The sequence below is a fragment of the Pseudomonas soli genome, from assembly GCF_021283165.2.
GTDB classification, from domain to species: Bacteria; Pseudomonadota; Gammaproteobacteria; order Pseudomonadales; family Pseudomonadaceae; genus Aquipseudomonas; species Aquipseudomonas soli.
Map to the genome: position 1 here is coordinate 4,512,875 of NZ_CP128543.1, position 22,151 is coordinate 4,535,025.

A 22,151-nucleotide genomic window follows, 5' to 3' on the forward strand; every position below is an offset into this window, starting at 1 on the left:
TTCGGATGAAAAAGTTGTTCATGGCGTCACTGCTCGGTTCGGCCATCGCTTTTTGCACCTCGGCCATGGCCCAGGACCTCAAGGCCCTTGAAGACGCCGCCCGCAAGGAAGGTACGGTCAACAGCGTGGGCATGCCCGATGCCTGGGCCAACTGGAAAGGCACCTGGGAAGACCTGGCGAAAAAATACGGCCTCAAGCACAGCGACACCGACATGAGCTCGGCCCAGGAAGTCGCCAAGTTCGATGCCGAGAAGGACAACGCCAGCGCCGATATCGGCGACGTCGGCGCGGCCTTCGGCCCGATCGCGGTCGCCAAGGGCGTGACCCAACCCTACAAGCCAAGCACCTGGGACCAGGTCCCGGCGTGGGCCAAGGACCAGGACGGCCACTGGGCGCTGGCCTACACCGGCACCATCGCCTTCATCATCAACAAGGACCTGGTGAAGGAAGAGGACCGCCCAAGCACCTGGCACGACCTGGAAAAGGGCAAGTACAAGGTCGCCATCGGTGACGTAGGCACCGCCGCCCAGGCCGCCAACGGCGTGCTTGCCGCCGCCATCGCCTACAAGGGCGACGAGAAGAACATCGAGCCGGGCCTGCAGCTGTTCACCAAGCTGGCCCAGCAGAAGCGCCTGTCGCTGGCCAACCCAACCATCCAGACCCTGGAGAAAGGCGAGGTGGAAGTGGGCGTGGTGTGGGACTTCAACGGCCTGAGCTACCGCGAACAGATCGACCCGAAACGCTTCGAGGTGCTGATCCCCTCCGATGGGTCGGTCATCTCCGGCTATACCACCATCATCAACAAATACGCCAAGCACCCGAACGCGGCCAAGCTGACCCGTGAATACATCTTCAGCGATGCCGGCCAGACCAACCTGGCCATCGGCCACGCCCGACCGATCCGTGCCGAACACCTGAAGCTGCCGGCGGATGTACAGGCCAAGCTGCTGCCCAACGAGCAGTACAAGGCCGCCCAGCCAATCAAAGATGCTGCGGCCTGGGAAGCGACCTCCAAGGCCCTGCCACAGAAGTGGCAGGAGCAGGTGATCATCGAGATGGAGTAAGCGCCATCCACCTCGTGGGAGCATCGGCGCACCGCCACTCCCACGAGGCCCCGTTTCCCCTGGAGCCAACATGTCACACAACGTCATCCTGGTCCTGCTCGACGGCCTCAACCACCAGGTGGCCCATCACGCCATGGGCCACCTGCACGCCTATGTCGAGGCCGACCGCGCCGCGCTGTACCGCGTGGAGTGCGAGCTGCCGTCGCTGTCGCGACCACTTTACGAATGCATTCTCACCGGTGTACCGCCAATCGACAGCGGCATCGTGCACAACAACGTCAACCGCCTGTCCAACCAGCGCAGCGTGTTCCACTACGCCCGCGAGGCCGGCCTGGGCACCGCGGCGGCGGCCTACCACTGGATGAGCGAACTGTACAACCGCTCGCCGTTCGACCCGCTGCGCGACCGCCACACCCACGCGCCGAAGCTGCCGATCCAGCATGGCCTGTTCTACTACGCCGACCACTACCCCGATTCGCACCTGCTGGCCGACGCCGAATACCTGCGCCGTCGCCATGCGCCGAATTTCCTCCTGGTGCACCCGATGAACATCGACGACGCCGGCCATCGCCATGGCCTGGACAGCAGCCAGTACCGCAACGCCGCGCGCAGCGCCGACATCCTGCTGGCCGACTACCTGCCGCGCTGGCTCGAGGAGGGCTACCAGGTGCTGGTCACCGCCGACCACGGCATGAACAACGACCGCTCGCACAACGGCCTGCTCGCCGAGGAGCGTGAAGTGCCGCTGTTCGTGTTCGGTGAAGCCTTCAGCCTCGACCCTGCGGCCAAGCCGCTGCAGACCGAGCTGTGCGGCACGATCTGCGAACTGCTCGGCGCCGCCCACGACAAACCGGTCTGCCGGGAGCTGCTCAAGTGAATGCAAGCCATCGCGGCCGCTACCTGGCCCTGCTCTGCCTGCTGCCGTTCGCCGTGTTCTTCATCATTTTCCAGATCGCGCCGCTGGCCTGGGTTGCGATAAACAGCCTGCAAAGCGAGAGTGGCTGGGGCCTGGCCAACTTCAGCAAGATCTTCGCCTCGAAGTTCTACCTGCAGGCGTTGCAACGCAGCCTGGAGATCAGCTTCTGGTCGAGCCTGTTCGGCATCGTCATCGCCACGTTGGGCGCCTATTCGCTGCGCCAAGTCGACTCGAAACTGCGCGACTTCGTCAGCGCCTTCGCCAACATGACCAGCAACTTCGCCGGCGTGCCTTTGGCGTTCGCCTTCATCATCCTGCTCGGTTTCAATGGCGCGCTCACCCTGCTGCTCAAGCAGATGGGGCTGCTCGGCGACTTCAGTATCTACTCCAAGACCGGCCTGATCCTGGTCTACACCTACTTCCAGATCCCCCTGGGCGTATTGCTGCTCTACCCCGCCTTCGACGCCCTGCGCGAAGACTGGCGTGAATCCGCCGCGCTGCTGGGCGCCAGCCATTGGCAGTTCTGGCGGCACATCGGCCTGCCCGTGCTTACCCCGGCGCTGCTTGGCACCTTCGTCATCCTGCTGGCCAACGCCCTGGGCGCCTATGCCACCGTCTACGCCCTGACCACCGGCAACTTCAACGTGCTGCCGATTCGCATCGCCGGTCTTGTCGCCGGCGATATCAGCCTCGACCCGAACCTGGCCAGCGCGCTGGCGATGGTGCTGGTGGGCCTGATGACCGTGGTCACGGTGGCCCATCAATGGCTGCTCAAGAGGAGCTACCATGCGCGCTGAAAACAAACGCGGCGGGCTCTACCACCGCGCGGTGGTCTACCTGCTGTTCCTCATCCTGCTGCTGCCACTGGCCGGCACCCTGCTCTATTCGCTGGCCACCAGCTGGTCGGCGACCCTGCTGCCCAGCGGGCTGACCATCAAGTGGTATGTGGCACTGTGGAGCGAACCGCGCTTTCTCGCCGCCTTCGGACAGTCGCTGCTGGTGTGCGTGGGCGCGCTGGTGCTGTCGGTGGTGCTGATCCTGCCGCTGTTGTTCGTGGTGCACTACCACTTCCCCAAGCTCGACGCCTTGATGAACGTACTCATCCTGCTGCCGTTCGCGGTGCCGCCGGTGGTGTCCGCGGTGGGCTTGCTGCAACTCTATGGCAGCGGGCCGATGGCCATGGTCGGCACGCCGTGGATCCTGATCGGCTGCTACTTCACCATCGCCCTGCCGTTCATGTACCGGGCGATTACCAACAACCTGCAGGCGATCAACCTGCGCGACCTGATGGACGCCGCGCAACTGCTCGGCGCCAGCACCTGGCAGGCGGCATTCCTGGTGGTGCTGCCGAACCTGCGCAAGGGCCTGATGGTGGCGCTGCTGCTGTCGTTCTCGTTCCTGTTCGGCGAGTTCGTGTTCGCCAACCTGCTGGTGGGCACCCGCTACGAGACCTTGCAGGTGTACCTGAACAACATGCGCAACAGCAGCGGCCACTTCAACAGCGCCCTGGTGATCTCCTACTTCGCCTTCGTGCTGGTGCTGACCTGGGTTGCCAACCGCCTGAACAAGGACAAGACCTGACATGAGCTTCGTCAGCGTACAGAAACTGCAAAAGAGCTACGCCGGCAGCCCGGTGTTCGAGAACATCGACTGCCAGATCGAACGCGGCGAGTTCGTCACCCTGCTCGGCCCCTCCGGCTGCGGCAAGTCCACGCTGCTGCGCTGCATCGCCGGGCTGACCCCGGTGGACAGCGGGCGGATCCTGCTCGACGGCCAGGATATCGTGCCGTTGAGCCCGCAGAAGCGCGGCATCGGCATGGTGTTCCAGAGCTACGCACTGTTCCCCAACATGACCGTGGAACAGAACGTCGCCTTCGGCCTGCGCATGCAGAAGGTCAAGGCCGACGAAAGCCAGGCACGGGTGCGCGAGGTACTCGACCTGGTCGAGCTGGGCAGCTTCGCCGGGCGCTACCCGCACCAGCTGTCCGGCGGCCAGTGCCAGCGCGTGGCCCTGGCCCGCTCGCTGGTCACCCGCCCGCGCCTGCTGTTGCTCGACGAGCCACTGTCGGCGCTGGATGCGCGTATTCGCAAGCACCTGCGCGAACAGATCCGCGCCATCCAGCGCGAGCTGGGGCTGACCACCATCTTCGTCACCCATGACCAGGAAGAAGCGCTGACCATGTCAGACCGCATCGTCCTGATGAACCAGGGACGCATCGTCCAGAGCGGCGATGCCGAAACCCTCTACACCGCGCCCGTGGACCTGTTTGCCGCCGGCTTCATCGGCAACTACAACCTGCTCGACGCCGACAGCGCCAGCCGCCTGCTGCAACGCCCGGTGGACGCGCGCCTGGCGATCCGGCCAGAGTCGATCACCCTGAGCCTGAACGGCGAGCTGGATGGCGAGATCCGCAGCCACAGCCTGCTGGGCAACGTGATCCGCTACCGCGTCCAGGTACGCGGCGTGGAACTGGTGGTGGACGTACTCAATCGTTGCGCCAGCGATCTGCACGCGGACGGACAACGGGTATCCTTGTCGATCGACCCCACGGCGCTACGGGAAGTGGCCTAAGGAGATTCAACGCATGGCACTGGCAATTTTCGATCTGGACGAAACCCTCATCCACGGCGACTGCGCGTCGTTGTGGAGCAAGCAGATGGCCCGACTGGGCTGGGTCGATGGCAAGAGTTTCCTCAAGCGCGACCATGAACTGATGGAAGCCTACGGCAAAGGCCACCTGCAGATGGAGGACTACATGGCCTTCAGCCTGGAGCCGATCGCCGGGCGCACCCTGGAAGAGGTGGAGCACCTGGTCGAGCCCTGGGTCGAGGATGTGATCGAGCCGATCATCTACGGTGATGCGTGCCGCTGCATCGCCGAGCACCGCCAGCGTGGCGACAGGGTCCTGATCATCTCGGCCAGCGGTGCTCACCTGGTCGGCCCGATCGCCGCGCGCCTGGGCGTGGACGAATACCTGGCCATCGAACTGGAAGCGGTCAACGGCGTGTTCACCGGCAAGACCCACGGCGTGCTCACCTACCGCGAAGGCAAGATCACCCGCCTGCTGGAGTGGCTCGACCAGGAACAGGAAAACCTCGAGGGCGCGAGCTTCTATTCCGACTCGCGCAACGACCTGCCGCTGTTGCTGAAGGTGGATCACCCCCATGTGGTCAACCCGGACCCGGTGCTGCGCGAGCACGCGCAAACCAACGGCTGGCCCATTCTGAGCTGGTCTTGAGTATGATCGGGGGCAGCTGAACAGAACAACAAGGATTGCCCCATGCGTGCCCTCGCCGCCCTCAGCCGCTTCGTCGGCAACACCTTCGCCCTGTGGGTGCTGGTGTTCGCCTGCCTGGCCTTCCTTCAGCCGCAGTGGTTCGTCGCCCTCAAGGTCGCCATCGTGCCGCTGCTGGGCCTGGTGATGTTCGGCATGGGCCTGACCCTCAAGCTCGACGACTTCGCCGCCGTCGCCCGCCAGCCTTGGCGGGTGGCGCTGGGGGTCATGGCGCATTTCGTGATCATGCCCGGGGTGGCCTGGCTGTTGTGCCAGCTGTTCCATCTGCCGCCGGAAATCGCCGTGGGCGTGATCCTGGTCGGCTGCTGCCCGAGCGGCACGGCGTCGAACGTCATGGTGTGGCTGTCCAGGGGCGACCTGGCACTGGCAGTGGCGATCGCCGCGGTGACCACCCTGCTCGCCCCGCTGCTCACCCCGGCGCTGATCTGGTTCCTCGCCTCGGCGTGGCTGCCGGTCTCGTTCATGGACATGTTCTGGTCGATCCTGCAGTTGGTGATGCTGCCGATCGTGCTCGGCGTGCTCGCCCAGCGCCTGCTCGGCGCCCGGGTGCACTTGGCGGTGCAGGTGCTGCCGCTGGTATCGGTGGTAAGCATCGTGATGATCGTCTGCGCGGTGGTGGCGGTCAGCCAGGCGAAGATCGCCGAATCGGGGCTGCTGATCATGGCGGTGGTGGTGCTGCACAACAGCTTCGGCTTCCTGCTGGGCTACCTGACCGGCAAGCTGTGCAAGCTGCCGCTGGCCCAGCGCAAGGCGCTGGCACTGGAGGTGGGCATGCAGAACTCCGGATTGGGCGCGGCCCTGGCGTCGGCGCACTTCTCACCCCTGGCCGCGGTGCCCAGTGCGCTGTTCAGCGTATGGCACAACATCTCCGGGGCTTTGCTGTCGACGTGGTTCCGGCGGATGAAGGAGCCTGCGCCCGAGGTTGAGAACATCGTATCTGCCAGAAATTGATGTTGCCTGACCCGGCCTCATCGCAGGCCTGCCGGCTCCCACACCGACCGCATGAAGCCAGCCATGCGCTAACCCTGTGGGAGCCGGCTTGCCGGCGATGAGGCAACCACCGATCCTTGAAACTTGCCCCAGCCTCGGCAAATGGGCACTATAGTGCGCACTGTGAGGACGGCCTCACGACGCTGTGCGTGAACATACCGGGGACGGCCCCATCTTTGATAACGATGGAGACTCACCATGTCCTGGATCATCCTGTTCTTCGCCGGCCTGTTCGAAGTCGGCTGGGCTGTCGGCCTCAAGTACACCGACGGCTTCACCCGCCCCCTGCCCACCGTGCTGACGGTCGGCGCCATGGTCATCAGCCTCGGCCTGCTGGGCCTGGCCATGAAGGAGCTGCCGCTGGGCACCGCCTATGCCATCTGGACCGGCGTCGGCGCGGTCGGCACGGTGATCGCCGGGATCATCCTGTTCGGTGAATCCATGGCGCTGATCCGCCTGGCCAGTGTCGCCCTGATCATCACCGGCCTGGTCGGCCTGAAGGTCAGCGCCAGCTGACCTTCCTCCGTTACCCCTAGCGAACGTCGCCGCGCAGCAGGCTCACCTGCTCGCGCAGCGCCTCGGGCTGCGCCGCCTCCACCGGGATGGCGGCGCCGGCCACCAGGGTCACCCGCGACCACAGGCGCTTGAAGAAGCCTTTGTTCGGGTCACGGCTGAAGAAGCTGCCCCACAACCCCTGCAACGCCAACGGGATCACCGGCACCGGCGTCTCCTGCAGGATGCGGTTCACGCCGCCCTTGAACACATCGATCTCGCCATCCGCGCTCAGCTTGCCCTCAGGGAAGATGCACACCAGCTCGCCATCGGCCAGGTACCGGGCGATGCGGGCGAAGGCGCGCTCGTAGGTGGCCTCGTCCTCGCCGCGCCCGGCAATGGGGATGGCGCCCGCGGTGCGGAACACGAAATTGAGCACCGGCAGGTTGTAGATCTTGTAGTACATGACAAACCGGATCGGCCGGCGGATCGCGCCGCCGATCAGCAGCGCATCGACGAACGACACATGGTTGCATACCAGCAACGCCGCGCCTTCGTCGGGAATGCGCTGCAGTTCGCGGTGCTCGACCCGGTACATCGAGTGGCTGAGCAGCCAGATCAAGAAGCGCATGGTGAATTCCGGCACGATGCGGAAGATGTAGGCATTGACCGCGATGTTTAGCAGCGACACCACCAGGAACAGCTGCGGGATGCTCAGCTTGGCCAGGCTCAACAGGACGATGGTGATGATCGCCGACACTACCATGAACAGCGCGTTGAGAATGTTGTTGGCGGCGATCACCCGGGCCCGCTCGCCTTCCGCGGTGCGCGCCTGGATCAGCGCGTACAGCGGCACGATGTAGAAGCCACCGAAAATACCCAGGCCGACAATCGATAGCATGATCCACCAGGCCTGGCTCATGGCCAGCAAGGTCAGCCAGTCATGGGGCACGGCACCGACCGGGACATCCCCCGAGTGCCACCACCAGAGCAGGCCGAACAGGGTCAGGCCGAACGAGCCGAACGGCACCAGGCCGATCTCCACCTTGCGCCCGCTCAAGCGCTCGCACAGCAGCGACCCGACGGCGATGCCTACCGAGAACAGGGTCAGCACCAGGGTGACCACGGTCTCGTCGCCGTGCAGCCAGTCCTTGGCGTAGGCCGGGATCTGCGTGAGGTAGATCGCGCCGACGAACCAGAACCACGAGTTGCCAACGATCGAGCGCGATACTGCCGGGGTCTGGCCCAGGCCCAGGCGCAAGGTCAGCCAGGACTGCTTGAAGATGTTCCAGTCCAGCTTCATCTGCGGCGCGGCAGCAGCGGCGCGGGGGATCCAGCGGCTGGCCAGGTAGCCCAGCACCGCGGTGCCCACCACCCCGGTGGCGGCCAGCACCGCGTACTGGTTGGAGGACATCAGCATACCGGCGCCGATGGTGCCGGCCAGGATCGCCAGGAAGGTGCCCATTTCCACCAGGCCGTTGCCGCCCACCAGTTCCTCCTCACGCAGGGCCTGGGGCAGGATCGAGTATTTCACGGGGCCGAACAGCGCCGAGTGGGTGCCCATGGCGAACAGCGCCACCAGCATCAGTTCCAGATGATGGGTGACGAAACCGGTCGCGCCGATGGCCATGATGACGATCTCGGCCAGCTTGATCGCACGGATCAGGCGGTCCTTGGCGAACTTCTCGCCGAACTGCCCGGCCAGCGCCGAGAACAGGAAGAACGGCAGGATGAACAGCAAGGCGCACAGGTTGACCCAGATCGAGCGGTCGCCTTCCAGGCTCAGCTTGTAGAGGATCGCCAGGATCAGCGACTGCTTGAACAGGTTGTCGTTGAAGGCACCCAGCGACTGGGTGATGAAGAACGGCAGGAAGCGCCGCTTGCCGAGCAGGGTGAATTGCGAGGGGTGACTCATCGTCCTTGTACCTGGTTGGGCTTTGTCATTGGAGGCACGCTCAGCGCCCGAAGCCACAAATCTGCACGGGAATGCACGATAAAGGCAAGCCCGTTGCCTAGCCTGGTCGCTAGTAGCGGCCAGCTCCTGATCGAACTGCATCGCCAGCTTGAGACGCCCAACCTGGAGTTCTCGCAGAACGGGCATCTGTGCCTGAGCTGCAACGACAACCCGCTTGGCTTCAAGCTGACTTGCGAGCTGACCCGCACGAGCGATTTCCGCTTGCTGATCGAGCACGGCGTGCACCTGCCGCAGCTCACCGTATTGCTCGACGCCGTGCACACACTGGCCGAGCAGCACGACGACAATTTCAATCTACCTACCCCGGTACAGATCCAGACGGAGCACTGACATGGACCTTTTCGCCCTTATCCTGCTGGCCGTACTGATCGGCGTACCGCTGATCGTCATCAGCCTGTACAACGGCATCGTCGGTAACCATAACCGCGTCAAACGCGCCTGGGCCGATGTGCTGACTTATGAGCGGCAGAAGACCAAGGTCCTCGATGCGCTGCAGGAGCAGGCTGGTCTGTACCGCGATCATGAGCAAAGCGTGCTGGCCGGGATCACCCGCCTGCGCAGCGCCATTGCCGAACTGCCTGTGGAAGCGAACGGCAAGATCCTGGCCAAAGCCGAGGGCGCCACCCGTTCGTTGCTCGGTGGGCTGCGCGTGGCCTTCGAGGCCTACCCCGAGCTCAAGGCCTCGGAGCTGATGAACAACCTCATGCGTGAAATTGCCGAGCAGCAAGAGAACGTCGGCGCGGCCATCGTGATTTTCAACGGCGAGGTGGAGCGCTTCAACAACAGCATCCAGATGTTCCCAGGGTCGCTGGTCAACAGCGTGATGAACAAGCATTCGGCCGTCACCCCATTCACCGATGACCAAGCCACCAGCGCCTTCGACTACACCCCTAACCTGTGAAGCCGCTCAGCGCTGGGCAATGCACGGCGACACGAACAGCTCGCCGCGCCAGGCCCCGCGCAAGGTTCGGCTGGCCACCAGCGCCCAGAGTATGGCCAAGGCCACCACCAGCACCTGGCCGAATACGCTGAAGAAACTCAACTGCAGCCAGCCCGCCAACTTCAGCGTGGCCAGGCAGTACACGCCAAGCGGGAAGGTGAACCCCCACCAGCCCAGGTTGAACGGCATGCCCTGGCGCATGTAGCGCAGGGTGATCAGCACCGCCGTCAGCAACCACCACAACCCGGCGCCCCACAGCACGATCCCGGCCACCAGCCCCAGCCCACGCGCCACCTCACCGAGACTGCCCAGGCCATTGGCGGCGAACACCGCTGGCGCATCGCCACCGAGCACCAGCATGCCCAGCGCGCCGGTACCGATCGGGCCCAGCGCCAGCCAGCTGGAGGCGGCCATGTTGGCCGGCGGCAGCTTGTGCAGGGCCATGCGCAACATGAGGATGGTGAGGATGCTGAACGCCACCGGCAGCGAAACCGCCCACATCACATAGCTGGTGATGACCACCAGGAACTGCCGGTGCGCATCCACCAGGTGCGGCGCCAGCAACCCGCCACTGGCGGCGGCGACCTCCGCTGCCACCACCGGCAGCAGCCACACCGCGGTCATCTGGTCGATGCTGTGCTCCTGGCGGGTGAACATCAGGTAGGGAATTGCCACGCCGCATAGCAGCGCCAGGCCCACGTCCAGCCACCAAAGCATTTCAACCCACGGCACCACGCCCTCGCCCCAGCGCGCCAAGCCGAATACCAGGGCACCGTTGAGGATGGTGGCCAGGCCCATGGGGATGGTGCCGAAGAACATCGACACGGTGGAGTGCGCGAAAATCCGCCGCGCCTCATCGAAGAACATTACCCAGCGGGCGCCGTACAGGATACAGAACAGGGTAAACAGGCCGATGGTCAGCCACCACAGGCCCTCGGCCACGCTGTCCAACCCCGGCATCTGGACCTGATGGAAGGCCAGGGCCAGCACGCCGGTACCCATGGTCGCGGCGAACCAGTTGGGGGTGAACTGGCGGATCACTTCGCGGGGGTGGGCCAACTGGCTGAACGGGCGCCAGGAAGGCGCGCGGGTCTGGGTGCATGGCATAAGCTGTCTCCTGCCCTTGTGTAAGGTATGAATATCTTATGCCTGGAAAGAATATCTATATAACGGGTAATTTCTCTATCTGTTATCGATTTCAAAGATATAGCAGCCCGGCCCGCACTTGACATATGCTTGACCGTTGACAATGACAAGGATCAGTCGATGCTACGCGCCCTCAAAGGCTACCCCGCTGCGGTTCGCCTGCTATTGTTCACCACCTTCACCTTGACCATGGCCCGGGCCATCACCCTGCCCTATCTGGTGGTGTACCTGTCAACGCACCTGGGCCTGTCGGTCGGCCAGACCGGCCTGCTGGTCGGCGGCGCGATGCTCCTGGCCTCCATGCTCAGCCTCTATGGCGGACACCTGGTCGACACCCTGCACAGTCATACCCTGATCGTCGCCTGCACCCTGGTGTTCGCCGTGGCCTTCCTCGGCATCGTGGCCAGCACTTCGGCTGCACTGTTCTTCTGCTTCCTGGTGATCGCCTACCTGGCCCAGACCGTGGTGGACATTGCCGCCAAGGCGGGGTTCTGTGCCTTGCTGCCGGAGAACCAACGCGGCGAAGTGTTCGCCATCAAGTACACCTTCAACAACATCGCCTGGGCTGCGGGGCCGATGCTGGGGGTGCTGCTGATCGAGGCGGACGACCACCTGCCGTTCGTGGTTTCGGCCCTGATCGGCCTCAGCCTGAGCCTGGTCTATTACCGCCTTGGCGAACGCAACTTGCTGAGCCTGCGCGAGGAAAGGCCGGCAGCGGGCTTCACCCAGGTCGCCCTGGGCATGCTGCGCGACCGGCGCCTGGTGTGCTTCACTTTGGGCGGCGTGCTCAGTGCAGTGGTGTTCGGCCAGTTCACCGCCTACCTTTCGCAATACCTGGTAGTGACCCTGAACGATCCCGCCGAGGTGGCGCGTCTGGCCGGCTACCTGGTCACCACCAATGCCCTGGCAGTAATCGGCCTGCAGTACCTGATCGGCCGACGCATCACCCGTCAGCACCTGATGCCCTGGCTGATGGCAGGCATGGCCATGTTCGTTGCCGGATTGCTAGGGTTCTCGGTGGCCGCTTCGGCGCCGGCATGGTGCCTGGCCATGCTGGTATTCACCCTGGGCGAGATCATCGTGATTCCGGCCGAATTCATGTTCATCGACCTGATCGCGCCGGAGCATCTGCGCGGGGTTTATTATGGCGCGCAGAACCTCTCCAACCTCGGCGCTGGGCTCGGGCCGATCCTGGTAGGGCTGGCACTGGGGCATGTGGTGCCGGTGACGGTGTTCTGCCTGTTGATCGGGTCGGTGCTACTGGCGGCGGTGTTCTACTGGATGGGCACACGCAGGGCCCGCCAGGCTTAGTTGGCAATACTGGCCCATCGCGGGGCCTGCGACGTCCTGCCACTGCGACCATCGTCGGCGCTGACGAACCGCGCCCTGCGTGCCAGACTGATTGATCGGGACCGCGTTTTCTTTTTTGCTCCGGAGTTTGCATGTCGTTGTCCAGCGGGCTGATCGCCGTGGTCGCCCTGGCCTATATGGCCATCATGTTCGCCATCGCCTTTTACGGCGACCGCCGCAGCACACCGTTGCCGCCGCGTCTGCGCGCCTGGGTGTACAGTCTGTCGCTGGCCGTCTACTGCACCAGCTGGACCTTCTTCGGCGCGGTCGGCCAGGCCGCCGAGCAGCTCTGGGCGTTCCTGCCCATCTACCTGGGCCCGGTGCTGCTGCTGATCTTCGCGCCTTGGGTACTGCAGAAGATGGTGCTGATCAGCAAGCAGCAGAACATCACCTCGATCGCCGACTTCATCGCTGCCCGCTACGGCAAGTCGCAGAGCCTCGCGGTGGTGGTGGCGCTGATCTGCCTGGTTGGCGTCCTGCCGTACATCGCCCTGCAGCTCAAGGGCATCGTGCTGGGGGTGAACCTGCTGATCGGCGCCAACGCCGACGCCACCGGCAGCCGGGTGCAGGACACCGCACTGGTGGTATCGCTGGTGCTGGCGCTGTTCGCCATCGTCTTCGGCACCCGCAGCCTGGACGTCACCGAGCACCACCGCGGCATGGTCCTGGCAATCGCCTTCGAATCGCTGGTCAAGCTGCTGGCCTTCCTTGCCGTGGGCGCCTTCGTGGTGTTCAACCTGTACGACGGCTTCGACGACCTGTTCACCCAAGCCCGGCAATCCGTGCACCTGAACGACTACTGGGAAGAAACCATCAACTGGCCGTCGATGGTGGTGCAGACCGCCGTGGCGATGATGGCGATCATCTGCCTGCCGCGGCAGTTCCACGTCACCGTGGTGGAGAACATCGAGCCACAGGACATGCGCCTGGCGCGCTGGGTGTTCCCGCTATACCTGGCCCTGGCAGCGCTGTTCGTGGTGCCCATCGCCCTGGCCGGGCAGATGCTGCTGCCGGGCACGGTGATCTCCGACTCCTTCGTGATCAGCCTGCCGCTGGCCGAGGCGCACCCGAGCCTGGCCCTGCTGGCGTTCATCGGCGGCGCCTCGGCGGCCACCGGCATGGTCATCGTCGAGGCCGTGGCGTTGTCGACCATGGTCTCCAACGACATGCTGCTGCCCTGGTTGCTACGGCGCAACAACGCCGAACGGCCATTCGAGGTATTCCGCCACTGGATGCTCTCGGTGCGCCGGGTGACCATCGTGGTGATCCTGCTGCTGGCCTATGTCAGCTACCGCCTGCTCGGCTCCACCGCGAGCCTGGCGACCATTGGCCAGATCGCCTTCGCCGCAGTCACCCAGCTCACTCCGGCCATGCTCGGCGCGCTGTACTGGAAGCAGGCCAACCGCCGCGGCGTATTCGCAGGACTGGCCGCCGGCATCTTCCTGTGGTTCTACACCCTGGTCCTGCCAATCGCCGCCCACAGCCTGGGCTGGCCACTGCAAGTGTTCCCGGGCCTGGCCTGGCTGCACGGCAACCCACTCAACCTGCCGATAACCCCGCTCACCCAGGGCGTGGTGCTGTCACTGGCGGGCAACTTCACCCTGTTCGTCTGGGTTTCGATCCTGTCGCGCACGCGGGTCTCCGAGCACTGGCAAGCCGGACGCTTCATCGGCCAGCAGACCAATGCCCGCCCCTCCAGCAAACCCTTGCTGGCAGTGCAGATCGACGACCTGCTCAAGCTCGCCGCGCGATTCGTCGGCGAAGAGCGCGCGCGGCAAAGCTTCATCCGCTTCGCCTACCGTCAGGGCAAGGGCTTCAACCCGAACCAGAACGCCGACGGCGACTGGATCGAGCACACCGAACGACTGCTGGCCGGCGTTCTCGGCACTTCCTCGACCCGGGCGGTGGTCAAGGCCGCCATCGAAGGCCGCGACATGCAGCTCGAGGACGTGGTGCGCATCGCCGACGAAGCCAGCGAAGTGCTGCAGTTCAACCGTGCGCTGCTGCAGGGGGCCATCGAGAACATCAACCAGGGCATCAGCGTGGTCGACCAGAACCTGCACCTGGTGGCCTGGAACCGCCGGTACCTCGAACTGTTCAACTACCCCGACGGGCTGATCAGCGTCGGCCGACCGATCGCCGACATCATCCGCTACAACGCCGAACGCGGCCTGTGCGGCCCGGGCGAGGCACAGGTGCACGTGGCGCGGCGCCTGCACTGGATGCGCCAGGGCCGTGCCCACTCTTCCGAGCGGCTGTTCCCCAATGGCCGGGTGATCGAGCTGATCGGCAACCCTATGCCCGGCGGCGGCTTTGTCATGAGCTTCACCGACATCACCCCGTTCCGCGAAGCCGAGCAGGCCCTGCGCGACTCCAACGAAGGGCTGGAACAGCGGGTCGCCGAGCGTACTCATGAGCTGTCACAGCTGAACCAAGCCTTGACCGAGGCCAAGAGCCGCGCCGAGGCGGTCAGCCAATCCAAGACCCGCTTCCTTGCCGCGGTCAGCCACGACCTGATGCAACCGCTCAACGCCGCCCGGCTGTTCTCCGCCGCCCTGTCGCAGCAGGCCGAAGGCATGAACGACGAAGCCCGGCAACTGGTGCAGCACATGGACAGTTCGCTGCGCTCCGCCGAAGAGCTGATCAGCGACCTGCTCGACATCTCGCGCCTGGAGAACGGCAAGGTCACCCCCGACATCAAGCCTTTCGCCCTCCATGAGCTGTTCGACACCCTTGGCGCCGAGTTCAAGGTGCTGGCCGCCGAGAAGGGCCTGGAGTTTCGCCTGCGTGGCAGCCGCCTGCAGGTCGACAGCGACATGAAACTGCTGCGCCGGGTGCTGCAGAACTTCCTCACCAATGCCCTGCGCTACGGCAAGGGTCCGATCCTGCTCGGCGCCAGACGCAAGGGCGAACGTCTTTGGCTTGAAGTGTGGGACCGCGGGCCCGGCATCGCCGACGACAAGCTGGCGGTGATCTTCCAGGAGTTCAAGCGCCTGGACAGCCACCAGACCCGCGCCGAGAAAGGCCTGGGGCTGGGCCTGGCGATCGCCGATGGTTTGTGCCGGGTGCTCGGGCACGCGCTGGAGGTACGTTCCTGGCCGGGCAAGGGCAGCGTGTTCCGCGTCAGCGTGCCCATCGCCCGCAGCCCCGCGCCCGCGACGCCCGCCCCCGTGGAACAGGCCGGCCAGCCGCTGGCCGGGCTGCAGGTGCTGTGCGTGGACAACGAAGACAGCATCCTCATCGGCATGAATAGCCTGCTCAGCCGCTGGGGCTGCCAGGTGTGGACCGCGCGCAACCAGGCCGAATGCGAGGCCCTGCTCGGCAAGGGCCTGCGCCCGCACCTGGCGTTGGTGGACTACCACCTGGATGACGGCGAGACCGGTACCGGTCTGATGGGTTGGCTACGGGCGCGCCTGGGCGAGCCAGTGCCCGGTGTCGTGATCAGCGCCGACGGACGCAACGAGACCATCGCCCTGGTCCATGCCGCAGGCCTGGACTACCTGGCCAAGCCGGTCAAGCCGGCAGCGCTGCGCGCCCTGCTCAATCGGCATCTGAGCCTGGTTCAGTAAGGACCTCGTCGCTCAGGGCGCGCTCGACCAGCTCGGCCGGCAGGCTCTTGCTGGCCCGTGCGCCGAGCAGCTTGAGCTGCTCACTGCGGCTGACCAGGTTGCCGCGCCCCTCGCACAGCTTGTTGCGTGCCGCGGCATAGGCCTTGTCGACCTGGGCCAGGCGGGCGCCGAGCTCGTCCAGGTCCTGGATGAACAGCACGAACTTGTCATACAGCCAGCCGGCGCGCTCGGCGATCTCGCGGGCGTTCTGGCCCTGGCGTTCCTGTTTCCACAGGCTGTCGATCACCCTCAGTGTGGCCAGCAAGGTGGTCGGGCTGACAATCACGATCTGCCGGTCGAAGGCCTCCTGGAACAGGTTGGGCTCAGCCTGCAGCGCCGCCGAGAACGCCGCCTCGATGGGCACGAACAACAGCACGAAATCGAGGCTGTGCAGGCCCTCCAGGCGGTTGTAGTCCTTGCTCGACAAACCCTTGACGTGATTGCGCAGCGACTGCACGTGCTGCTTGAGCGCAGCCTCGTCGTTGTTGCCGACAAACTGCTGGTAGGCCGTGAGGCTGACCTTGGCATCGACCACCACCTGCTTGTCGCCCGGCAGCATGATCAGCACGTCGGGCTGGAACCGCTCGCCGTCGGCGCTCTTGAGGCTGACCTGGGTCTGGTACTCGCGGCCCTTCTCCAGCCCCGCGTGCTCCAGCACCCGCTCCAGGATCAGCTCGCCCCAGTTGCCCTGGGTCTTCTGGCCCTTGAGTGCCTGGGTAAGGTTGGTGGCTTCGTCGGACAGGCGCAGGTTGAGCTGTTGCAGACGCTCAAGCTCCTTGCCCAGGGAGAACCGCTCGCGGGCTTCCTGCTGGTAGCTTTCCTCGACACGCTTCTCGAACGCCTGAATGCGCTCCTTGAGCGGGTCAAGCAATTGGCCCAGGTGCTGCTGGCTGGTCTGGGCGAAGCGTTGTTCGCGCTCATCGAAGATTCTAGTGGCCAGGTCGGCGAACTGGGCACGCAAGGTGTCGCGGGCTTGCTGCAAGTCTTCCAGGCGTTGCTGGTGGCTTTCCTGCTGCTCGCGCAACTCGGCCTCCAGCCGTGCGGCCTGCGCCTCCAGGCGGCGCAGCTCGGCCTCACGGTTGGCGCGCTCGAGGTGCCAGGCGTGGGCGGCATCGCGGCTGTTGTCGCGGTCGATCTGCAGCAACTCCAGCTCACGCCCCTGGGCGGCCAGCTGGGTCTGCTTGATGGTGTTGGCCTCGCTGAGGTCGCTGATCTCGTCACGGCTGGCCTCCAGCTGCGCCTGCAGGCCAGCCTGGGCCAGTTGCGCGGCGGCAAGGCGCTCTGCAAGCAGTGCTTGCTCGGCCTTGCGCGCACCCTGGCCGCGCTGTACCTGCATGACCCAGCCCAGGCAAGGCACGGCACCTGCCACCAAGCCCAGCAGAATGCTGGTCAGATCCACTGTCATGCCTACCCCGATCGAACACTGATTGATGCTGCGCAGCTTATCAGGCTGCTGGCGCGGTTGCCTGTGCAGCCCTGTCGCGGGCAAGCCCGCGCCTGTTCAGGCGGGGAACCACTGACGCAACAGCCGCCGCGCCTCCTGCGAACCCTGCCCCGCCGCCAGCTCCAACCAGTAACGGGCCTGTTCAGGCTCCTGGGCCTGGCACAACCGGCCAAACTCCAGCTGTGCCCGACGGTCACCGGCACGGGCCGCCTGACGCAACAGCTCATGACCGATACGCCGGTCGCGGGCATTGCCGCAATCCCGGCAAAGCATCTGCCCCAGGCGGCTTTGCGCCACCACCACGCCCTGGCGCGCCGGTTGCTTGAGCATGCGCCCGGCCAGGTGCTTGACGCTGGGCTTGTCGCCCAGGCGCGGGCTGTCGAGCAGCCACAGGGCCACTTTCAGGGAAAAGCGCTTGGGGGACGGCAGCGCTGGAGAGGCATCAGGACTGGCGAAGTGTTTACCGCGAAGCTTCATGACCAACAGCAAGGGTGACTCGAGAGGCGCGCCACTCTACTCGATTTTTTGCAAACTGGCCTGGGCGACTTTCGGCTGATCGACATTTTTTTCGATGATTTTTTCTTGACGTTTTCACGGTGAAAATGCCCATGCCAGACCGCGCCACCAATTGTCGGACAATCGATGAAACAGCTGGCACGCCCGTCCTAGAGCAAGCGCCCGGGACAATCCACAGAACCTGTGGATAAGTCGGTGGACAACCCCTGAAGGCAGCCCGCAAACCCCTGTGAAATGGGGCTTTCAGTCAAACTGTCGATTTTTTCACCAGCAAAAATTAGTGTTTTTTTTCATTGACTTAAGCCCGCAGTCAAGTCATTGGCGAGCCTTCCACAGGATGTTGCAAGTGCGTTACAAGTCTCCGGGCGAGTGTGTACAAGTGCACCATCAAACGGCACGACTGCGCCCGAAAACGGCACATCCAGGCGATTGCCGGGGCATTTACCCCTCTTCACAGCAGGTGCAATAGGCGACATAATGTTCGGCTCCCCGCAATAAAAAAAAGCTTGCCAACCCTTGTATGTTCGCGTAGGGTTGCGCCCTGTTAGTACCCAGCTGAAGTCATTCTGGCCACTTAGTCCCTACAGCCCGGCGCTCAAGACGAGCAGGCGCTGCCCCATCGGGACCGGCCCATTCGATGATTCACTCGGCAGACCCTGCCCAGCACGAATCACGTTTTCAGATTGATCAGGATCTTCCCCGGCGCCCAGAACCCTGGTGTCGGTGTGCTGCCTGCCTTCTGTCGTACCTACCAGTCAGCCCAGCGCCACTTATTGCATGCGCCCCTCTGGCTGCCCTGTTCCAGTCAGGTTCTGCGTCTCCTTAATAAAGACGTCACTGGAACGTTTCTATTGTGCACGGATCACATACCGTGTCTTATGCAGGAACATCCAACAATATGAGTAACCATCAACAAATCCAGGCTGCCTTTGGCACCCTTTCCCAGGCCTTCGCTCCACTCAAGTGCCTTATCGTTGCCCCACGCAAGGGCAGCTTCAGCTTCACCCTGGTCGACGAATACGGTGTGGCTTGCCACAGCGAGCGTCTCTATCCGGACCAATACAACCGGGCCGAGCCGCTGCAGGCCGTGATCGAGCGTGCGCGCCAATCGTTGACCGCATGAATGAATGGCAGGTGATTCACCCCATGAATACACCCTGCACGCGCCAGCCTGAAGGTAATTGGCTTAATCGCCAGCGGGCATATGCTCCACGCCTTCTGGCCGCAATCGATTTAAAAACAGCCCTTTACACCACAGTTATCACACTACACTTCAACTCGAGCGGCACCTGCCGCTTCCGGCGGGCCTGACCACTCACCAGCTGCCAAGCTCCAGCGCCCGTCGGCCCTTTTCGTAAGAGGCCATCATGGGCATCGCTGCGAACGAGTTGAGTCGATACGTGATCCGACCGACCCTGATCTACCTGGGCCGCCACTGCGACAGCGCAGAAGCGTTGTTACTGGGCGTTGCCGCAAGCCAGTCGGGGCTGGGCGCTGCCCTGCATGACCGACGCGGCCATGGGCTTTACCGGATCGGTGAGAATCGTCACAGTTGTTTGTGGGACGAATACCTGGCCCGCGACCCCGAACTGGCCAGCCTGGTCCGCGGTCTGGCCAGTCAGCACGCCTTTCTCGGTGGCCCCCACCTCGAACTCACCGTCAACCTGCGCTACGCCACCGCCATCGCCTGGATGCTCATAGAAGAGCAGGCCACGCCGCTTCCAGCCGCCGACGATTTACTGGGCCTGGCGCGGATCTGGCGGCAGACCTTCCACCCCCAGGGGCGCCTGCGGGATTTCACCCACGCCTGGCACCAGTGCATCGAGCCGATGCTTACCCACGCCTCCTGAACAGCCACGTCCTACAACCGGAATAAACGGAATTTTGGTCGGATTGTCCTACAAAACCGCTCTATCTCCTGCGTTCTAGCCTATAGCGCAGCGCGGCATTTGTTGGTAGCGTTTCGCCCCGGAGATCCCAAGGAGTTTCTAATAATGAAAAAAGTTATGCTCAAAACCTCTCTCGGCGTTGCCGTTGCCCTCGCTTCCAGCCAATTGCTCGCCAGCGGCTTTGCCCTGAACGAACAGAGCATCAGCGGCATGGGGACAGGTTTTGCGGGTCGTTCTTCTTCTGCCGAAGATGCCAGCACCGTGTATGGCAACCCGGCGGGCATGTCCCGCCTGAAGCGCGATCAAATGACCGTCGGTGGTGCCGCGGTCATCGCCAAATCCGATATTTCCGGACGCGGCAGCAACAAAGGGGGGGAAATGGACGGCGACATGGTGCCTCTGGTCGGCGTGCCGATGGGTTACTACGTCAAGTCCATCGATGATCACTGGAGCGTCGGTTTCGGCGTCTACGTGCCATTCGGCCTGGTCACCGACTACGGCAGCGACGATGCTGCGCGCTACTGGGGCAAGAAAAGCCATGTTCAGGTCGTGACCTTCCAGCCGACCGTGAGCTATGCGTTCAACGACAAGGTCTCGATCGGTTTCGGCCCGACCATCAACCGCATCGAGGGTGAACTGGGCTCGAACCTGGCCAGTATCTCGCCGCTGCGTCCGGCCGACGGCGAAGTGAAGATCAAGGGTGACGACACCGCGGTTGGCTACAACATCGGTATCCTGGTCCAGGCCACCGACCGCACCCGCGTCGGCCTGACCTACCACTCGATGGTCGACTACAAGCTCGAAGGCAAGACCAAGGTCAGCTACCCGCTGCTGGGACTGGACGGCAACAAGTTCGATGCCACCCTGAAGATCAAGACCCCCGAGTCGGTGGACTTCTCGGTCACCCACGAGCTTGACGACCAGTGGACCTTGTACGCAGGCAGCACCTGGACCCGTTGGAGCCGCCTGGAGAACATCACGGTCAACAACGAAGTGCCGGCAGGCCCTGCCGGGCAGTTCGCGACCATCAACGAAGAGCAGAACTGGCACGACACCTGGGCTCACGCCATTGGTGCCTCGTACAAGGTGAACAAGGAATGGGTCCTGCGGACCGGTTTCTCGGTTGACCAGTCGCCGACCAACAACACCAACCGTTCGCCGCGCATCCCCACGGGCGATCGCAAGATCTTCAGCATCGGTGCCGGTTGGAGCCCGTCCGACGACATGACCATCGACGTGGCCTACTCCTACCTGTGGGAAGAGGACACCAAGGTCAACAACCAGCCGCACAGCCCGACCGAAGCCGGCCTCAAAGGCAGCTACCAGGCCAAGTACGAAAACAGTGCCCACGGCATTGGTGCTTCGCTGACCTACCGCTTCTGAGTGTCACCCGCTGCATGAAGAAACCGCCCTCGTGGCGGTTTTTTCATGCCTGCACGGGCCATTATTTGCCCAAATCCATTTGCATGAACTTCACCTCGCACCGCAACGAGCGTGCGGTGACGCAGTAAAGTCGTCACCCGGGCCCTGGACTTCGGACGAATCCTTCGATTATGACTGTCTCCAAAAGGTGCTCAATTGCTGCCACGCAATTGCGCGCCCTCTATACTATTTCCAGCTGCAGCTGACGAAGAACTTGCACCTGGATTAAGCACCTGCAGCTCAATACCAATTTCTGACTGCCCATCATTAGCCCTTGTATTAGAACCAGGCACAGACAGATAAGCTGCATAAGCGCTACTTACAGCTTGTGCACCTTTTACAAAACCTGAAAGCACCCCAAAGCCGAATTGACTAAGGTGTAAATTTTCTTGATCGGGAATATCGTTCCATAAACCCGCTCGAGACTCCACCGCTGCGACGCCCGCCCCCACGACATGGACGCCTGCTGCAAAAAAATTAGCAAGCGCTGCTTTGCGATTACTGCCAAGCTGTTTAAAGCCCACCAGTGCATGCCCCATGGCAGCAGCCGCTGAACCAACCGCCAATGCATATTCGTCCACCCCTAGGGCACCTGCCGGCGAGGGCGACGTACTTATGTCATAAGTTTGTGTCGAGGTCAGTATTGGGGAAGTACTTCCAGGGCTAGGGGCGGATTGGAACATATTACCTCTAAGGTTCCAACCAGGTGCGCCAATCGCCGGCAAAGTATTACGGAGAGGCGCCCGACCATTTCGATCCTGATAGTTGATCGGATCTCCAGCGCAATAGTTATATGCATTGATACCTCCCTTTGCGAACGGGCTCAACGCATCGGGAGACAAGAAACGCATCAAGCAAGGATCATAACTTCGATACCCATTACCCAAGTGATAAAAGCCCGTCGCTGCTTCACGCGCCTGACCACAATACGCCAGCCGTGGGCCAATGGCTACTGGCAATGCACCATAAGGCGGATAGCTTCGAGCAGCATCCGCCGAGGCCAGAACTGACTGTTGCTGGTCACATACTGTTAGATTTTGCATTGCCATGATGCTCTCCGCGCACGTATGACTTCAGCAAGCGTGCATCACTCAGACGCCGGA

Annotated in this window: 20 protein-coding genes; 15 read left to right on the forward strand and 5 right to left on the reverse strand. The window is 63.5% G+C overall.

Annotation, left to right across the window (positions count from 1 at the left end; all coding sequences use genetic code 11):
- The first annotated feature begins 5 nt into the window (after positions 1-5).
- The 8 genes from LU688_RS20825 to sugE all read left to right on the forward strand — a co-directional run bounded on the left by LU688_RS20825 (position 6) and on the right by sugE (position 6,782).
- A complete protein-coding gene (locus tag LU688_RS20825) occupies positions 6-1,064 on the forward strand; it encodes an ABC transporter substrate-binding protein (protein WP_023631598.1) in 1,059 nt (352 codons plus the stop codon).
- A gap of 70 nt (positions 1,065-1,134) precedes the next feature.
- Positions 1,135-1,941 carry an alkaline phosphatase family protein gene (locus LU688_RS20830; RefSeq protein WP_023631599.1) on the forward strand — a complete coding sequence of 269 codons (807 nt, stop codon included), beginning with the start codon at positions 1,135-1,137 and terminating at the stop codon, positions 1,939-1,941.
- Positions 1,938-2,777, forward strand: a complete 840-nt coding sequence (locus LU688_RS20835) for an ABC transporter permease (RefSeq protein ID WP_094011831.1) — start codon at positions 1,938-1,940, stop codon at positions 2,775-2,777. The genes LU688_RS20830 and LU688_RS20835 overlap by 4 nt, the downstream gene beginning before the upstream one ends.
- The gene (locus LU688_RS20840) at positions 2,767-3,561 is read left to right on the forward strand and encodes an ABC transporter permease (RefSeq protein ID WP_094011830.1); all 795 of its coding nucleotides are present in this window, start codon (positions 2,767-2,769) and stop codon (positions 3,559-3,561) included. The genes LU688_RS20835 and LU688_RS20840 overlap by 11 nt, the downstream gene beginning before the upstream one ends.
- Position 3,562: 1 nt before the next feature.
- Positions 3,563-4,552, forward strand: coding sequence for an ABC transporter ATP-binding protein (locus tag LU688_RS20845; protein WP_094011829.1), 990 nt, complete (start codon positions 3,563-3,565; stop codon positions 4,550-4,552).
- Between the two features lie 13 nt (positions 4,553-4,565).
- On the forward strand, positions 4,566-5,219 hold the full coding sequence (locus LU688_RS20850; protein WP_094011828.1) for an HAD family hydrolase: 654 nt from the start codon (positions 4,566-4,568) through the stop codon (positions 5,217-5,219).
- Between the two features lie 42 nt (positions 5,220-5,261).
- Positions 5,262-6,227 (forward strand): bile acid:sodium symporter family protein, encoded by a 966-nt coding sequence (locus LU688_RS20855; protein ID WP_094011827.1) that lies wholly within the window; start codon positions 5,262-5,264, stop codon positions 6,225-6,227.
- 237 nt (positions 6,228-6,464) lie between these two features.
- Positions 6,465-6,782, forward strand: coding sequence for a quaternary ammonium compound efflux SMR transporter SugE (gene sugE / locus LU688_RS20860; RefSeq protein WP_023631604.1), 318 nt, complete (start codon positions 6,465-6,467; stop codon positions 6,780-6,782).
- A 16-nt stretch (positions 6,783-6,798) separates the two neighbouring features.
- Here the strand turns inward: sugE and LU688_RS20865 are convergent, their stop codons facing one another.
- Positions 6,799-8,673, reverse strand: a complete 1,875-nt coding sequence (locus tag LU688_RS20865; RefSeq protein ID WP_094011826.1) for an MFS transporter — start codon at positions 8,671-8,673, stop codon at positions 6,799-6,801.
- Positions 8,674-8,766: 93 nt separating this feature from the next.
- Here LU688_RS20865 and LU688_RS20870 point away from each other — a divergent pair, with 93 nt between their 5' ends.
- Positions 8,767-9,063, forward strand: coding sequence for a hypothetical protein (locus LU688_RS20870; protein ID WP_094011825.1), 297 nt, complete (start codon positions 8,767-8,769; stop codon positions 9,061-9,063).
- 1 nt (position 9,064) lies between these two features.
- Positions 9,065-9,634 (forward strand): LemA family protein, encoded by a 570-nt coding sequence (locus LU688_RS20875; RefSeq protein ID WP_094011824.1) that lies wholly within the window; start codon positions 9,065-9,067, stop codon positions 9,632-9,634.
- A 6-nt stretch (positions 9,635-9,640) separates the two neighbouring features.
- On the opposite strand, the gene LU688_RS20880 is transcribed toward LU688_RS20875, so the two are convergent.
- Positions 9,641-10,780 carry a TDT family transporter gene (locus tag LU688_RS20880; RefSeq protein WP_094011823.1) on the reverse strand — a complete coding sequence of 380 codons (1,140 nt, stop codon included), beginning with the start codon at positions 10,778-10,780 and terminating at the stop codon, positions 9,641-9,643.
- A gap of 159 nt (positions 10,781-10,939) precedes the next feature.
- Between LU688_RS20880 and LU688_RS20885 the strand changes: the two genes are divergently transcribed.
- Both LU688_RS20885 and LU688_RS20890 read left to right on the forward strand, forming a co-directional pair.
- On the forward strand, positions 10,940-12,130 hold the full coding sequence (locus tag LU688_RS20885; RefSeq protein WP_094011822.1) for an MFS transporter: 1,191 nt from the start codon (positions 10,940-10,942) through the stop codon (positions 12,128-12,130).
- A gap of 131 nt (positions 12,131-12,261) precedes the next feature.
- On the forward strand, positions 12,262-15,738 hold the full coding sequence (locus LU688_RS20890) for a hybrid sensor histidine kinase/response regulator (protein WP_094011821.1): 3,477 nt from the start codon (positions 12,262-12,264) through the stop codon (positions 15,736-15,738).
- Here the strand turns inward: LU688_RS20890 and LU688_RS20895 are convergent.
- Together LU688_RS20895 and LU688_RS20900 are read right to left on the reverse strand one after the other, a co-directional pair.
- On the reverse strand, positions 15,710-17,068 hold the full coding sequence (locus tag LU688_RS20895) for a DNA recombination protein RmuC (RefSeq protein WP_177182929.1): 1,359 nt from the start codon (positions 17,066-17,068) through the stop codon (positions 15,710-15,712). The two genes, LU688_RS20890 and LU688_RS20895, sit on opposite strands and share 29 nt — an antisense overlap.
- Before the next feature lie 210 nt (positions 17,069-17,278).
- Positions 17,279-17,698 carry a tetratricopeptide repeat protein gene (locus tag LU688_RS20900; protein ID WP_038707589.1) on the reverse strand — a complete coding sequence of 140 codons (420 nt, stop codon included), beginning with the start codon at positions 17,696-17,698 and terminating at the stop codon, positions 17,279-17,281.
- A 937-nt stretch (positions 17,699-18,635) separates the two neighbouring features.
- Here LU688_RS20900 and LU688_RS20905 point away from each other — a divergent pair.
- From LU688_RS20905 to LU688_RS20915, 3 genes are all read left to right on the forward strand, one after another.
- Positions 18,636-18,860, forward strand: coding sequence for a hypothetical protein (locus LU688_RS20905; protein ID WP_023632427.1), 225 nt, complete (start codon positions 18,636-18,638; stop codon positions 18,858-18,860).
- Between the two features lie 244 nt (positions 18,861-19,104).
- Positions 19,105-19,587, forward strand: a complete 483-nt coding sequence (locus LU688_RS20910) for a hypothetical protein (RefSeq protein WP_094011820.1) — start codon at positions 19,105-19,107, stop codon at positions 19,585-19,587.
- Positions 19,588-19,731: 144 nt separating this feature from the next.
- Positions 19,732-21,009: an OmpP1/FadL family transporter gene (locus LU688_RS20915; RefSeq protein WP_046854555.1), complete on the forward strand. Its 1,278-nt coding sequence runs from the start codon at positions 19,732-19,734 to the stop codon at positions 21,007-21,009.
- A gap of 191 nt (positions 21,010-21,200) precedes the next feature.
- Here LU688_RS20915 and LU688_RS20920 read toward each other — a convergent pair whose 3' ends face one another.
- On the reverse strand, positions 21,201-22,097 hold the full coding sequence (locus tag LU688_RS20920) for an RHS repeat-associated core domain-containing protein (RefSeq protein ID WP_160290648.1): 897 nt from the start codon (positions 22,095-22,097) through the stop codon (positions 21,201-21,203).
- Positions 22,098-22,151 lie beyond the last annotated feature (54 nt).